This window comes from Pseudomonas sp. SWRI92, assembly GCF_014268685.1.
Taxonomy (GTDB): Bacteria; Pseudomonadota; Gammaproteobacteria; order Pseudomonadales; family Pseudomonadaceae; genus Aquipseudomonas; species Aquipseudomonas marvdashtae.
In genome coordinates this window covers 233033-246974 of sequence record NZ_JABWQY010000006.1, presented here as the reverse complement: position 1 = coordinate 246974, position 13942 = coordinate 233033, and the positions used below count along the sequence as shown (strand labels likewise).

At 60.5% G+C, this 13942-nt stretch carries 15 protein-coding genes; 3 read left to right on the top strand and 12 right to left on the bottom strand.

What is annotated here, in order from left to right; translation table 11 throughout:
• Positions 1–125 precede the first annotated feature (125 nt).
• The 4 genes from HU762_RS12955 to minC all read right to left on the bottom strand — a co-directional run bounded on the left by HU762_RS12955 (position 126) and on the right by minC (position 2863).
• Complete coding sequence (locus HU762_RS12955) at positions 126–761, bottom strand: RluA family pseudouridine synthase (RefSeq protein WP_186610348.1); 636 nt, start codon at positions 759–761, stop codon at positions 126–128.
• Between the two features lie 100 nt (positions 762–861).
• Positions 862–1116 carry a cell division topological specificity factor MinE gene (minE, locus tag HU762_RS12950; RefSeq protein ID WP_039594520.1) on the bottom strand — a complete coding sequence of 85 codons (255 nt, stop codon included), beginning with the start codon at positions 1114–1116 and terminating at the stop codon, positions 862–864.
• On the bottom strand, positions 1116–1928 hold the full coding sequence (minD, locus tag HU762_RS12945; protein ID WP_003179114.1) for a septum site-determining protein MinD: 813 nt from the start codon (positions 1926–1928) through the stop codon (positions 1116–1118). The genes minE and minD overlap by 1 nt, the downstream gene beginning before the upstream one ends.
• 200 nt (positions 1929–2128) lie before the next feature.
• Complete coding sequence (gene minC, locus HU762_RS12940) at positions 2129–2863, bottom strand: septum site-determining protein MinC (protein ID WP_186637351.1); 735 nt, start codon at positions 2861–2863, stop codon at positions 2129–2131.
• Positions 2864–2981: 118 nt separating this feature from the next.
• Between minC and HU762_RS12935 the strand changes: the two genes are divergently transcribed.
• Positions 2982–3914 (top strand): lipid A biosynthesis lauroyl acyltransferase, encoded by a 933-nt coding sequence (locus tag HU762_RS12935; RefSeq protein ID WP_186637348.1) that lies wholly within the window; start codon positions 2982–2984, stop codon positions 3912–3914.
• 37 nt (positions 3915–3951) lie between these two features.
• Positions 3952–5124 (top strand): patatin-like phospholipase family protein, encoded by a 1173-nt coding sequence (locus HU762_RS12930; RefSeq protein WP_186637346.1) that lies wholly within the window; start codon positions 3952–3954, stop codon positions 5122–5124.
• 46 nt (positions 5125–5170) lie between these two features.
• Here the strand turns inward: HU762_RS12930 and HU762_RS12925 are convergent, their stop codons facing one another.
• From HU762_RS12925 to puuE, 6 genes are all read right to left on the bottom strand, one after another.
• On the bottom strand, positions 5171–5956 hold the full coding sequence (locus HU762_RS12925) for an outer membrane protein OmpK (RefSeq protein WP_186610352.1): 786 nt from the start codon (positions 5954–5956) through the stop codon (positions 5171–5173).
• Between the two features lie 370 nt (positions 5957–6326).
• Positions 6327–7628, bottom strand: coding sequence for a urate hydroxylase PuuD (locus HU762_RS12920; protein WP_186637344.1), 1302 nt, complete (start codon positions 7626–7628; stop codon positions 6327–6329).
• Between the two features lie 50 nt (positions 7629–7678).
• Positions 7679–8182 carry an ureidoglycolate lyase gene (locus HU762_RS12915; RefSeq protein ID WP_186637417.1) on the bottom strand — a complete coding sequence of 168 codons (504 nt, stop codon included), beginning with the start codon at positions 8180–8182 and terminating at the stop codon, positions 7679–7681.
• Between the two features lie 139 nt (positions 8183–8321).
• Positions 8322–9317 (bottom strand): allantoicase, encoded by a 996-nt coding sequence (gene alc, locus HU762_RS12910; RefSeq protein WP_186637341.1) that lies wholly within the window; start codon positions 9315–9317, stop codon positions 8322–8324.
• A 67-nt stretch (positions 9318–9384) separates the two neighbouring features.
• Positions 9385–9900 carry a 2-oxo-4-hydroxy-4-carboxy-5-ureidoimidazoline decarboxylase gene (gene uraD, locus HU762_RS12905; protein WP_186637338.1) on the bottom strand — a complete coding sequence of 172 codons (516 nt, stop codon included), beginning with the start codon at positions 9898–9900 and terminating at the stop codon, positions 9385–9387.
• Positions 9897–10823, bottom strand: a complete 927-nt coding sequence (gene puuE, locus HU762_RS12900; RefSeq protein WP_186637335.1) for an allantoinase PuuE — start codon at positions 10821–10823, stop codon at positions 9897–9899. The genes uraD and puuE overlap by 4 nt, the downstream gene beginning before the upstream one ends.
• A 412-nt stretch (positions 10824–11235) precedes the next feature.
• Between puuE and uraH the strand changes: the two genes are divergently transcribed.
• Entirely contained in the window at positions 11236–11589 is a 354-nt protein-coding gene (gene uraH / locus HU762_RS12895; RefSeq protein WP_186637332.1) for a hydroxyisourate hydrolase, read from the top strand.
• A gap of 147 nt (positions 11590–11736) precedes the next feature.
• Here the strand turns inward: uraH and HU762_RS12890 are convergent, their stop codons facing one another.
• Together HU762_RS12890 and HU762_RS12885 are read right to left on the bottom strand one after the other, a co-directional pair.
• Entirely contained in the window at positions 11737–12363 is a 627-nt protein-coding gene (locus tag HU762_RS12890; protein ID WP_186637324.1) for a LysE family translocator, read from the bottom strand.
• 63 nt (positions 12364–12426) lie between these two features.
• A complete protein-coding gene (locus tag HU762_RS12885; protein WP_186637321.1) occupies positions 12427–13776 on the bottom strand; it encodes an NCS2 family permease in 1350 nt (449 codons plus the stop codon).
• Between the last annotated feature and the right edge of the window lie 166 nt (positions 13777–13942).

Sequence of the window (13942 nt, the reverse complement as noted above, 5' to 3'; positions counted from 1 at the left end):
GCCTTGGCGAAAGGCGATTATCTTAGACACATTTCGTTTAATGTGAATATTTTTTTACAAACAGGACGGTCGCCGAAGCCTGTAAGCCGGGGACTGCATGGCCCGACTTATGTAAACACCAACGTCTAGAAAGGCGCCGGGCACTCGAAGCGCAGGCGCTCGCCGCTTTGCGGGTGGGTGAAGCTGAGCATGCTGGCGTGCAGACACAAGCGTGGCCAGGCGGCCAAGGCCTGCGGGTGGGCGTAGAGTCCGTCACCTAGCAACGGATGGCCAATGGAAAGCATGTGCACCCGCAGCTGGTGGGAGCGCCCGGTGATCGGCGTCAGCTCGACCCGACACCAGTCGTCGCAGCGTTCCAGCACGCGCCAGAACGTCAGGGCGTGTTTGCCTTGCTCATGGTCCACCACGTGACGAGGTTTGGTCGGCGGGTCGTAGCGCAAGGGCAGGTCGATGCTGCCGCTGTCCAGCTCCGGTTGGCCCCAGCACAATGCCGTGTAGGCTTTTTCGGTTTCACGGTCATGAAACTGCCGAGACAGTTCGCGATGCGTATCCGGGTCGCGGGCCAACAGGATGATGCCGGACGTTTCCCAGTCCAGCCGGTGCACGATTCGTGCTTCCGGATAGCCGTTTTCCTGCAGGCGGGTGATCAGGCAGTCTTTGTTGTCGTCCGCCCGGCCAGGCACGGAGAGCAGCAGGGTCGGCTTGTCGACCACGAGCACGGCGGCGTCCTGGTGGATGATGCGGATGTTGGACAGGGGCATTAAACAGTCTCGTTACAAACGCCAACGGCGGCTCGGGCCTTTCTCAATTCCCGAAGGAAGAGCAGAAGAGCCCGAGCCGCCGTGGCTCCCGCCGGTGCGATCAGCGATCCGGCAGGGTGATATTGAGTTCCAGGATCGAGCAGCTGCCCTGGCTTTCCAGCGCGACATGCACGTCATCGTTGCCGATATTGACGTACTTGCGGATCACTTCCACCAGTTCCTTCTGCAACGCAGGCAGGTAGTCCGGGGTGCTGCGTTGGCCGCGTTCGTGCGCCACGATGATCTGTAGACGCTCTTTCGCTACCGAGGCGGTACTTGGCTTTTTGTTGGCACGAAAGAAGTCAAAAAGGTTCATTACCTACCTCCAAACAGGCGCTCGAAGAAACCTTTCTTCGTGACGTCGAGGAATCGATGTTCGACGGTTTTGCCCAGCAGACGATCGACCGCATCGCTATACGCCTGGCCGGCGTCGCTCTGGTCGTCAAGAATGACCGGCACGCCGGAGTTCGAGGCCTTGAGTACGGCTTGGGATTCTGGAATCACGCCCAGCAGGGTCACTGCGAGGATTTCCTTGACGTCTTCGACGCCGAGCATTTCGCCGTCGCTGACGCGTTGCGGATTGTAGCGGGTCAGCAGCAAGTGTTCCTTGATCGGCTCTTCGCCTTTCTCGGCACGGCGGGATTTGCTCGCCAACAGGCCCAGCATGCGGTCGGAGTCACGTACCGACGACACTTCCGGGTTGGTCACGACAATCGCTTCGTCCGCGAAGTACATGGCCAGGTGGGCACCCTTCTCGATACCGGCCGGGGAGTCGCAGACCACGAACTCGAAGTCTTCCTTGAGTTGCATCAGGACTTTTTCCACGCCTTCCTGGGTCAGCGCGTCTTTGTCGCGGGTCTGGCTGGCGGCCAGGACGTAGAGGTTTTCAAGGCGCTTGTCCTTGATCAGGGCCTGCTGCAGGTTCGCTTCACCGTTGACCACGTTGACGAAGTCATAGACCACGCGACGCTCGCAACCCATGATCAGGTCGAGGTTACGCAGGCCGACGTCGAAGTCGACGATGACTGTTTTATGGCCGCGCAAGGCGAGGCCGGTACCGATAGCGGCGCTGGTGGTGGTCTTACCCACACCACCCTTGCCGGATGTAACCACGAGAATCTTGGCCAAGGTGTTTCACCCCTAAGGAAAAAGGACTTTGTCAGCCCCTGAAAAACATCTCTGGAAAACTGCTGCAATTGGACAGGCTTGGCTGGAATCGGATGTGCGGCGGGGTCTACCTCCGGTAAACACTGCCTGATCTTTTTCCTGCGTCGTTTAAGCCGTTTTCGCTACGTTTTAGAGATGCTTGGAAAATGCGGCAGTATCCGTTAAAGCCGAATGATGTTCAACACGTCGCCCGAAAGGCTGATCTGGACGCCGGCCCCCCACAACGGGTCGCGCCGCAAATCCTCGGAAACCTTGTAATGCCCAGCGATGGAGACCAGTTCCGCGCTCAACTGCTGACAAAAAATCCTCGCCTTGGTGTCGCCCTTGACACCGGCCAGCGCTCGGCCGCGCATCGGGCCGTATACATGGATGTTGCCATCGGCCAGAAGTTCCGCGCCCGGGCTGACCGAAGAGATGATGACCAGATCGCCACCCTGGGCATAGATCTGCTGTCCGCCGCGCACCGGTGAGGTGATGATTCGAGTGGGCTTGACGGTGGGCTCTGGCGGTTTTTCCGGCTTTTTCGGTTCGGCCGGGCTCAGCTCCAGCACGCGTTCGCGGGCACCGGAGGGCGGCAGCACCGGAATGTCCACGGCGATGGCGGCGGCGATGTCTTCGATGCGGCTGGCGCGGATCGCCAGGGTGCGCAGGCCATGCTGGCGGCAAACGCGCATCAGGCCTGGCAAATCCACCGAGCCTTCGCTGGCCGGCAGCTTGTCCAACGCCAGCACCAGCGGGGCGTTGCTGAAAAAATTCGGGGCCTGGGCGACTTTCGCCGCCAACTGCCGGTCAAGACCTTCCAGGTCGTTACGGGCCAGTTCCAGCACCGTAATGGCGAGCATGCTGCCCTTCAGCTGGAACACGGGATCTTGGTCTAGCGGTTCGGTTTGGCTCATGGTCGGCGTACAACGACTTGTCACTAAAAGTGCCGAGACTTATAACGAGATCGCCCGCGAGCCGCAAGCCGAGTCGAACAATGTAGAATGCGCGGCCCAGGTCTTGATGGAAGCTGTAATGGATCGCCCGCGTTTTCGAGCTGCGTTTTTTCATCCGCGTTTCTGGCTGCTGTGGTGTGGCCTGGGATTGTTGTGGCTGATTGTCCAGTTGCCTTATCCGCTGTTACTGCGGGTCGGCCGTGCGTTGGGCGCGCTGATGTTCCGGGTGGCCGGCGACCGGCGGCGCATCGCCAGTCGCAACCTGGAGCTGTGTTTCCCCGAGAAGTCCGCTGCCGAACGCAAGCGCTTGCTCAAGGAAAACTTTGCCTCCACCGGTATCGCCTTCTTCGAAATGGCCATGAGCTGGTGGTGGTCACGTTCGCGCCTGGCGAAGCTCGCCCATGTCGAAGGGCTCGAGCATCTCAAGCAGGCCCAGCGCGACGGCAAGGGCGTGATCCTGATGGCGCTGCATTTCACCACGCTGGAAATCGGCGCGGCGTTGCTGGGGCAGCAGCACACCATCGATGGCATGTATCGTGAGCACAAGAACCCGCTATTCGACTACATCCAGCGCCGGGGTCGTGAACGCCACAACCTCGATTCCCTGGCGGTGGAGCGCGATGATGTGCGCGGCATGCTCAAGTTGCTGCGCGCCGGCCGGGCGATCTGGTATGCGCCGGACCAGGACTACGGCGCCAAGCAAAGTGTGTTCGTGCCGCTGTTCGGTATCCAGGCGGCGACAGTGACCGCAACCAGCAAATTCGCCCGCTTGGGCAAGGCGCTGGTCGTGCCGTTCGTCCAGGAACGCCTGGCCGATGGCAGCGGCTATCGGCTGGTGATCCAGGCGCCGCTGGAAGATTTTCCGGGCGAGACCGAAGAGGCCGATTGCCTGCGGATCAACCAATGGGTAGAGCGTTCGGTAAGCCAGTGCCCCGAGCAATACCTCTGGGCCCACCGGCGGTTCAAGACCCGTCCACCGGGCGAGCCGAAGCTGTACGAAAAGCGCGGTTGAGCGTGTAGCCTTAATTGACTGACGACGGAGTATTGCGATGACCCCAGCTGAACCGGTAACAGGTTTGATTCTTTCCGGCGGCGGGGCTCGAGCGGCGTATCAGGTAGGCGTACTGGCGGCCATCGCCGAGTTGTTGCCGGACGGGGCGCGAAATCCTTTCCCGGTGATCGTCGGCACGTCGGCCGGTGCGATCAACGCGGTCAGCCTGGCGAGCGGGGCGATGGACTTCAAGAGCGCCATTGAACGCCTGACGGCCTTCTGGCAGGCGGTGCGCAGCCATCAGGTCATGCGCAGCGACTGGCGTGGCGTGATGGGCCAGGCGACGCGTTTTTTCATTCATGGCCTGCTCGGCCTGGGCGCCAAGCTGCCGGTGGCGCTGATCGACAGTTCGCCCTTGCGCGAACTGCTCCAGGCACAGTTCCACGCGTCGGGTATCGAACAGGCGATCGCCGAGCATCAATTGCGCGCAGTGGCGGTGACCGCGTTCGGCTACGAATCCGGACAGGCGGTGACGTTCTATCAAGGTCGCGGCACCATTGGCGCCTGGCTGCGGCATCGGCGCATCGGTGTGCCCACGCAGCTGACGGTGGAGCACCTGCTGGCCAGCTCGGCGATCCCCTTGCTGTTTGCGCCGGTCAAGATCGGCCCACAGTATTTCGGCGACGGCGCGGTGCGCCAATCGGCGCCGATCAGCCCGGCCCTGCACCTGGGGGCGAATCGAGTGCTGGTCATCGGTGTGAGCGGCAACCCCCGTGGCGCGGGTGGGCTAACTCCGATGGAGCGCACCTACACCGGGCAGCAACCGAGCCTCGCGCAGATCGGCGGCCATATGCTCAACAGCACGTTCATCGACAGCCTGGAAAGCGACATCGAGCTGCTCGAGCGCCTGAACCAGTTCAGTCACATGCTGCCCGACGACGTACCGGCCCACGCCCTCGGCGCAGCTCCGGTGGAGGTGCTGGTAATTTCGCCGAGCCAGCCAATCGACGAGATCGCTGCCCGTCATCGCCAGGAACTGCCCCGTGCACTGCGGGTGTTCTTGCGCGGACCGGGTGCGACCAAGACCAGTGGCGCCGGGGTGCTGAGTTATCTGCTGTTCGAGGCGGGGTATTGCGGCGAGTTGATCGAGTTGGGGCGCCAGGATGCGTTGGCGCAGCGTGACGCGTTATGCCGGTTTCTAGGGTTGCAAGCAGGTCCACCGTTACCGTGAGCCGGCTCGCGCCGACAAATGGACCTGCTGGGAACGCTCGTCTCGATCAGAAATGGTACTTCAGCAAGAAGCTGGTATTGCTCTGGTTGGTCTTGAACCCGTCGCTGTCTTCAATCGCGTATTTGTTCTTCCAGTAGTCATATTCCACCCCCACATACAACTGTTTTGCGCCCAACTTCAGGGCTTTGCCCAAGTCATATTTGATCTGCGGGACGATGTGCAGGTTGGCGTGATACGTGCCCTTGGAATTGGTGTCATTGTCCACGACCCAATCGATGAACCCGTCGAACAGGATGTCGGATGAACCCACGGGCACGGTAATGGCCCAGACTGGGGTGATCTGCCAGACGTTGTCGCCGGCACGCGGGCCTTCGGTCTGGCGATTGTAGAAATTCAGTTGGAAGTAATCGAAACCGGGAATCGCCAGGTCAAAACCCGGGCCGATCAGGTACGACTCGTTGTCGCCTTCGCCGAACTCGTAGGTCATGGCCAGCAGGACGTCCTTGACCGGACCCAGTGCGAGCTTCTGGTCGAAGATCTTGCCGAACGACAGGCGTGGGCTGAATTCGCCGTAATAAGTGTTCGGGCCGGAATTGCTGTCGTCCTGGCCGTTGTAGAAGATCCGGTCGAGGAAGAAGAAGTTGTCGCCGTATTTCCAGGCATCGGCGTGCTCGAACGTCACGGTTTGCTGGATGCGCGGGTTGATCTGGAAATCCTTGCCATAGAGGTAGCTCAGGCTGTTGTTTTGCCACTGGAGGAGATCGCCTGCCATCGCCTGGCCCCCGGCCAACAACGATCCCGCGAGTATCAGGTTGGTGCTCGTACGTTTCATTCGGTTTGCTCCCAAAGGTAGGTGGTACCGCGTTTCTTGTCGTCAGCGCTCTGGTGTGGCGCCTTTTTCCACGGACAAAACATCCGTTCGGTCAGCTTTTTGTTTGTGGCTAGGGCTGAAAGTCGGTGAGTCGCTCAGGTTCTGATTGTTGTTATGAGGTGTCCGGGTTCGAACGGCCGCGCAGGATACGGACTTGCCCGTAGAGGCTCAAGTACGCGGCAACGGCGCATTTGCGACGAGTTGTGAGTAACGGTCGGGCGTCTGCATGGGTGCTTTCCTCTTGTTCTTATTGTTGAGGCGCAGGCAGCCGCTGACGGGCGACCGGTCGGGTGCCGGTCTGCCTGTCTGCGGTATTGCGTGTGTAACGGGACTAGTGGGTGCGCGCGCCTTGGGTGATCCAGGCGCCGATCAGATCGCGTTCCTGCTGGGTCATCTGCGTGATGTTGCCCAGCGGCATGATCTGGGTGGTCACCGCCTGGGCCTGGATGCGCGCGGCCTCTTGCTGGATCTGCTGCGGCGTGTCGAACATCACCCCGCCCGGCGCTGCGCTGAACAGCGGGCTGGTGGGTTTGGCCGAATGGCAGACCGAGCAGCGCTCCTGGATCACGCTATGGACTTTGTCGAACGAAGGGCCCTGGGCGTTGGAAGCCTGGGCGGGCGCCGCTGCCGGGGCGGTCGCCGCCGTCGCCGGTTTGGCGCCACCGCCCACCGCCGTTTCCGGCAACGGTTGGTACTCGATCACGCCGGGTGCCTTGGCCACTTCCGGCGCGGTGGGCATGGGCTTGGGACCGGTGACATAAGCCAGGCAAATCATCGCCAGGGCGCCGACTGGCAGCGTCCAGGCAAATCGGTTGCTGTCATGCCGCGTGTTGAAGTAGTGCCGCACCAACACCGCCGCCACGGCGATCCCGGCCAGGATCAGCCAGTTGTATTGGCTGCCGTAGGTGCTCGGGAAGTGGTTGCTGATCATGATGAACAGCACCGGCAGGGTGAAGTAGTTGTTGTGGCGCGAACGCAACAAACCCTTGGCTGGCAGCGCTGGATCGGGGGTGCGGTTCTCGGCAATGGCCGCGACCAAGGCCCGTTGTGCCGGCATGATGATGCGGAACACGTTACCGACCATGATCGTGCCGATGACGGCGCCCACGTGCAGGTAAGCACCACGACCGCTGAACACCTTGCTGAACCCATATGCCGCGGCGATCAACAGCACGAACAGGATCAGGCCGAGCAGGGCAGGGCGCTTGCCCAGGGCGGAATCGCAAAGAAAGGAGTAGACGAACCAGCCGACGAACAAAGAACCGATGCCCAGGGCCACGCCCTCGGCGCCACTCAAGCTGCTGCCGGGAGCCAGCAGGTAAACGGTCGGGTTCCAATAGAACACCACGCACAGCAGGGCGATGCCCGACATCCAGGTGAAATAGGCTTCCCATTTGAACCAGTGCAGGTTGTCCGGCATGGACGGTGGCGCGAGCTTGTATTTTTCCAGGTGATAGATACCGCCACCGTGGATGGCCCACAGGTCGCCAGCCAAGCCGCTCCTGGGGTTGACGCGATTGAGGTTGTTTTCCAGCCAGACGAAGTAGAACGACGCGCCGATCCAGGCCACGCCAGTGATCATATGAACCCAGCGAACGCTCAGGTTCAGCCATTCCAGCATATGTGCTTCCACAGTCTTTACCTCTCGCCCGTCACCCTTGTTTCGGGTGATCGGACCTTCTCTTATTGGTGGGGGGCGAGGATCAATAACTCATCCTCTTTGAAAAAATGCTCATCGCAGTTATTGCCTGTGCCACTGCGATCAACCACCAGGAAGTCATCCCGCTTTTCGATCGTCAGCACCGGGTGGTGCCAGACGCCGCGATGGTAATTGATGCCCTGCCTGCCGTTGGTGACGAAGGCGCGGACCAAGCCTGATACAGGTGCATCGCCAAGTGGCGCGACCACGATCAGAAAGGGGTTGCCGAGCAGCGGGATGAAGGCCTGGCTGCCCAGCGGATGACGCTCCAGCATGCGCACGGTCAGCGGCATGTCCTGCGCGTCGGCGCGGAAAATGCTGATGATCGCCTGATCGTCCGGCGTAGCGGTTTCAACCGTCGCCAGGCGATGGAAGCGCATGGTCGAACCGTTGTTGATCATGAAGTGATCGCTGCCGTCGGTTTCGATCACGTCACCGAACGGGGCGAAGGCTTCTTTGGTCAGCGGTTCGATCTTGAGTGTGCGCATGCTGGTCTTCTTAATCTTTTGAGTTTGATCGTTCCCACGCTCTGCGTGGGAACGCCGCCATGGACGCTCCGCGTCCACTGTGACGCGCAGCGTCACGGTATGCATTCCCACGCAGAGCTTGGGAACGATCATCGCAATCTTATTTTGCGACCTTGCCCAACACCCGCAGGCGACTCACGCCACCATCCGGGAACACGTTCAGGCGAATGTGGGTGATCGGTCCAAGCGCCTTGATCTGTTCGGCAAAGGCGTGTTCGGCATGCATTTCCAGTTTCTGGCTCGGCAGCAGTTCGCGCCAGAACAACGACTGCGTTTCGATCTGGCTGTCGGTGCCGCCTTTGACGAACGCGCCCTGGATCGAGCAACTGTCGGGGTAGTTGCCCTTGAAGTGCAGCGTGTCGACGACGACTTTTTCAACGATGCCGGCGTGGCCCAGGGCGACGATCACCCAGTCGTTGCCCGGGGTGCGACGACGGGCGGTTTCCCAGCCGTCGCCCATGTTGATGCCACGGCCCGGGTTGAGGATGTTGCTCATGCGGCCGAAGTGTTCATCGGAGCAGGCCAGGGCGCGGCCACCGTTGAGGGCAGCGGCCAGGTCGATCTGTTCGTTGTCGCCCACGGCGGACCAGTCGCGGTACGGAATGCCGTAAACCCGCAACCGGGCTACGCCGCCATCCGGGTAAATGTTGAAGCGCAGGTGGCTGAACGCCTGGTCGTTGCCGATTTCGTGGTAGTGGTGGCTGTCGCCTTTCAACTCGACGGCCGACAGCACTTCGGTCCACTGGGTGTTTTCGTCCGGCTCGCCTTGCGCCAGGAAGCAGGCTTCCAGGGAGGCCGACGGTGGGTAGTTGCCGGTGAAGAATGAGGTGTCGATGTCCACGCCCTTGATCGAGCCGGGTACACCGAGGCGAATCACCGCGCTGTCGTAGCCTTCGAAGCGCTTGCGGCGCGACTCCCAGCCGTCCATCCATTTGCCGTTGTCATCGAACACGCCCTCCTTCCACACGGCCGGGGTCGGCTGGAACAGCCGGTTGGCGTCGGCGAACCAGTCATCGGTGACCGAAATGATTTTGGTGCCCAGGCGGGCGTCGGCCAGGTTGACGAACTTCTCGAACGGTACGGCGTAAGCTTTCATTCTTCTTGTCTGCCTTTGATAAGTTGGCTGGGGATGCTTGCAGGACCTGGTCTTGAGGTGCTGCTCGCTAAAGGGTCAGTAATCGGAACAACGCGATCTTGTTGATCTCGGCCAGCGCGCATTTGAATTCGACGTCTGTCGAGTTATGGATGCGCGTTTCGAACGCGGCGAGGATCTGGTGCCGGTTGCTGCCTTTTACCGCCATGATGAAGGGAAACTTGAACTTGGCTTTGTAGGCCTCGTTCAGCTCGGTGAAGCGCTGGAACTCTTCGGCCGTGCATTGGTGAATACCGGCACCAGCCTGTTCGTTCGTGCTGGCTTCGGTCAGTTGGCCCTGGACGGCGGCTTTGCCGGCCAGGTCCGGGTGAGCGTTGATCAGCGCCAGTTGGCTGGCGTGATCGGCGCTCAACAGGATGTCGCTCATGCGCTGGTGCAGGGTTTCGATCTGGTCGATCGACGGATCCTGGCCCAGATCGAAAGCCTTTTCGGCGACCCATGGCGAATGTTCGTAGATATCAGCGAAGGCTTTGACGAAGGCTTCGCGGCTCAAGGTGGAAGGCTTGAAAGTCTGGAAAGCGGTCATTTGGACGCTCCCTGATACGGATGGGTTTGCTGCCAGTGGCGCGCGATGTCGACACGGCGGCTGAACCAGACGTGTTCATGGCCTTTGACGTATTCGAGAAACCGCTTGAGGGAGGCCAGGCGCGCAGGACGGCCTATCAGCCGGCAATGCAGGCCGATGGAGAGCATCTTCGGTGCCTCGGCCCCTTCGGCATACAACACGTCGAAGGCGTCCTTGAGGTATTGAAAGAAGTCGTCGCCCTTGTTGAAACCCTGCACTTGGGTAAAGCGCATGTCGTTGGTGTCCAGGGTGTACGGGATCACCAGGTGCGGCTTGCCGGTGGGGTTGTTCGGTTCCCAGTAGGGCAGGTCGTCGTCATAGGTGTCGCTGTCATAGAGGAAACCGCCTTCTTCCATCACCAGCCGGCGGGTGTTGGGACCGGTGCGGCCGGTGTACCAACCCAGCGGGCGCTCGCCGGTGATTTCGGTGAGGATGCGGATCGCTTCGAGCATGTGCTCGCGCTCCTGGGCTTCATCCATGTACTGGTAGTCGATCCAGCGATATCCGTGGCTGCAGATTTCATGACCGGCGGCGACCATGGCGCGGATCACGTCGGGGTGGCGCTGCGCCGCCATGGCGACGGCGAATATGGTCAGCGGAATGTCGAATTCCTTGAACAGCTTGAGGATGCGCCAGACGCCGGCACGGCTGCCATACTCATATAGCGACTCCATGCTCATGTTGCGCTCGCCCAACAGCGGTTGCGCCGACACCATTTCCGAGAGGAACGCTTCGGACTCACGGTCGCCATGCAGGATGTTGCGCTCGCCGCCTTCTTCGTAGTTGAGCACGAAGGACAGGGCGATGCGGGCATTGCCCGGCCAATGAGGATGGGGAGGGTTACTGCCGTAACCGATCAGGTCGCGTGGGTAGTCAGCGCTCACTGCAGTCTTCCTTCTTGTTCGAACCATGTGGGTGGCGCCCAGGCTTGAATATCTGGCTGGCGTCACGACGATGGAGTGATTGTATACAACTTATCGAGCGACTTGTAAGCCCGTTTTTGGCATTTTTTACCGCAGGCGACGGTTTGTCTACACTGCAAGAAATCTGCCCACTTGGTCAATTTATACCCTGGCAGCCGGCGGGTGCGCTGGATCGGGCACGGATCGAGGTGCCGCGCGCATCATCAGCCACATCACGCAGATTTCTGTTTTTAATTGTGTACAATTTGAGATTGAAGTGTCTTAATTCGCTCACTGCTGCATCGTTTCATGCTTCGAAACGGTGCAGCCTGTCTTTTCAACTGACTCAGGAGGCGCCGTGCCGGGCTGCTCAGCAGCTAGGCACGCACAATCAATGGGACGTCTGACTACACACGTTTTGGATGCCGCACACGGCTGCCCGGGCAGCTCGATCAAGGTCGAGCTGTACCGCGTAGAAGGTTCGCAATTGCACTGGGTTGCCAGTGCATTGACCAATAGCGACGGCCGTTGCGATACACCGCTGTTGCAAGGGGATGACTACCGCAGCGGCGTCTATCAGATTCAATTCCATGCCGGCGATTACTATCGTGCCCGTGGCGTCCAGCTGTCCGAACCGGCGTTCCTGGATGTGGTGGTGCTGCGCTTTGGTATTTCCCAGGAGCAAGAGCATTACCATGTGCCCTTGTTGATTTCGCCTTACGCCTATTCAACGTATCGAGGCAGCTGAGCCCCCAAGCAGCTGCCTTGCCCTGGAAGCGATTGCGCATGGCTTCTTTGGTTTTTAGCCCGCTCACACTGCGGGCTTTTTTTGACCTGTGGAAAAGTGCTATCTGGGAGCGCGCCTTCGCGAGCAAGCTCGCGAAGCTCCTGCTGTCTAGCGGCTCAACAATGAAGCCGCCCCCGCCCCGCTGAACAATCCCGCACTGACCCGGTTGAACCAGCTCTGGCCCTTGCCTGTGCGCAGGTACCGCGCCGCGCCGTGGGCGCCAAGGCCATAGGCCAACTTGCATAAAAGATCCAGCACGGTCCAGGTGGCGATCATGACCAGCAACTGCGGGAGGAACGGTTGTTGCGCGCTGAGGAACTGTGGCAGGAAGGCGGCGAAGAAGAGGATGTCCTTGGGGTTGCTCGCGCCCAGTACGAACGCTCGACCGAACAAGGCGCGAAAGCGCGGAACGGCGGCCGCCTGCGGCACCTCGGCAGCCTGGGCAGGCTGGCGCGATTGCTGCCAGCTCTGCCAGGCGAGGTAAAACAGGTACAGCGCGCCGACGATCTTCAGGGCGCTGAACAATTGCTCCGAGGCCAGCAGCAGCGCCCCGAGCCCCAGCGCCGAAGCGCTCAACAGGCAGATCGAGGCCATGACCCCGCCGAGAAACGCTGGATAAGAGCGGCGCAGGCCGTAGTTGAGGCTGTTACTGATCATCAGCAGCGACAGCGGGCCGGGGATAAGGATCACCACTAACGCGGCGCCGCTGAACAATAACCAGGTTTCCAGATTCATTGCTTTGCTCCTGATGCACAAAAGCCCCACCAATGGGGTGAGGCGGATGAAGATGTGTACCGTCTACAAGAAGATGAACTTGGCGATAAAGATCGCGCAGAGCGCCCACAAGCTGACGGATATTTCCTTGTATTTACCGGTGCCAGCCTTTAGCACTACGTAGGTGATGAAACCCAGCGCAATGCCATCGGCGACCGAAAAGGTCAGCGGCATCATGATGGCTGTAACGATTGCCGGGATGCTGTCAGTCGCTTCGTCCCATTCGATGTGGGCCATGCCGCCCATCATCAGCATGGCGACATAGATCAGGGCACCGGCCGTGGCGTAGGCGGGGATCATTCCCGCCAACGGTGCGAAGAACATGGCGGCAATAAATAACACGCCGACTGTCACGGCGGTAAGCCCGGTGCGGCCACCGGCGGCGACACCGGCGGCGCTTTCCACATAACTGGTGACGGGTGGCACACCGACCATGGCGCCAAATACGCTGGAAGCGCTGTCAGCCTTCAGCGCCTTGGACAGGTTTTCGATCTTGCCATCGGGCTTCACCAGGCCGGCGCGCTGGGCCACGCCCATCAAGGTGCCGGCGGTGTCGAACATGTGGACGAAGAGGAAGGCCAACACCACGCTGATCATGCTGACATTGAACACGCCGGCCACATCCATCGCCATCCAGGTCGGTGCGAGGCTTGGCGGCGTGGACATCACACCGTTGTAGTGCACCAGCCCAAGGCCCCATCCGGCCAGGGTCACGGCAATGATGCTGATCAGGATCGCGCCGAACACGCGGTGGTAGCTGAGCACAGCGATCATCAGAAAGCACACCGCGGCCAGCAGCGGTCCGGGCTCGTGCAGGGAGCCCAGCTTGATCAGCGTGGCGGGGCTGTCGACGACGATGCCGGCGGTTTTCAGGCCGATCAGCCCAAGGAACAGCCCGACGCCCGCGCCCATCGCATAGCGGAGGCTGACCGGGATGCTGTTGAGCAACCACTCACGGACCCGCGACAGGGTCAGGAACATGAACAACACGCCGGAAACAAACACTGCGCCCAGCGCGGTTTCCCAGTTGTAGCCCATCGTGCCGACTACGGTGTAGGTAAAAAAAGCGTTCAGGCCCATGCCGGGTGCCAGGCCTACCGGCCAGTTGGCGTACAGGCCCATCAACAGGCAGCCGAGGGCTGCGGCGATGCAGGTGGCGACGAACGCGGCGCCGTGATCGATACCGGCGTCGGCCATGATGTTGGGGTTGACGAAGATGATGTAGGCCATGGTGATAAAGGTCGTCACACCAGCGATAAGCTCGGTCTTCACCGTGGTGCCATGCAAGCTGAGTTTGAAGAGGCGTTCCAGCCAGCCACTGCGTAATGGCGGCGAGAGATCCAGCGTCTGGGCTTCGGGTTTGCGGCTTTCCACAGCGAGTACTCCTCAAGAGTTTTATTGTTATTTCCAGCACCGCGTGTTCCCTGAGGAAGGCTGCGAGGCATTGAGGCAGGTAAGGCTGGCGATGTTGTTGACCGCTTGGTCAGGAACTCGCACGAAGCGAATTATGCTTTTGTATACAAATAAAGCAAATAATGTT

Coding starts and splice junctions, on each gene's coding strand:
- HU762_RS12955 (WP_186610348.1), bottom strand. CDS start 761: ATGCCCCTGTCCAACATCCGCATCATCCACCAGGACGCCGCCGTGCTC.
- minE (WP_039594520.1), bottom strand. CDS start 1,116: ATGAACCTTTTTGACTTCTTTCGTGCCAACAAAAAGCCAAGTACCGCC.
- minC (WP_186637351.1), bottom strand. CDS start 2,863: ATGAGCCAAACCGAACCGCTAGACCAAGATCCCGTGTTCCAGCTGAAG.
- HU762_RS12935 (WP_186637348.1), top strand. CDS start 2,982: ATGGATCGCCCGCGTTTTCGAGCTGCGTTTTTTCATCCGCGTTTCTGG.
- HU762_RS12930 (WP_186637346.1), top strand. CDS start 3,952: ATGACCCCAGCTGAACCGGTAACAGGTTTGATTCTTTCCGGCGGCGGG.
- HU762_RS12925 (WP_186610352.1), bottom strand. CDS start 5,956: ATGAAACGTACGAGCACCAACCTGATACTCGCGGGATCGTTGTTGGCC.
- HU762_RS12915 (WP_186637417.1), bottom strand. CDS start 8,182: ATGCGCACACTCAAGATCGAACCGCTGACCAAAGAAGCCTTCGCCCCG.
- alc (WP_186637341.1), bottom strand. CDS start 9,317: ATGAAAGCTTACGCCGTACCGTTCGAGAAGTTCGTCAACCTGGCCGAC.
- uraD (WP_186637338.1), bottom strand. CDS start 9,900: ATGACCGCTTTCCAGACTTTCAAGCCTTCCACCTTGAGCCGCGAAGCC.
- uraH (WP_186637332.1), top strand. CDS start 11,236: ATGGGACGTCTGACTACACACGTTTTGGATGCCGCACACGGCTGCCCG.
- HU762_RS12890 (WP_186637324.1), bottom strand. CDS start 12,363: ATGAATCTGGAAACCTGGTTATTGTTCAGCGGCGCCGCGTTAGTGGTG.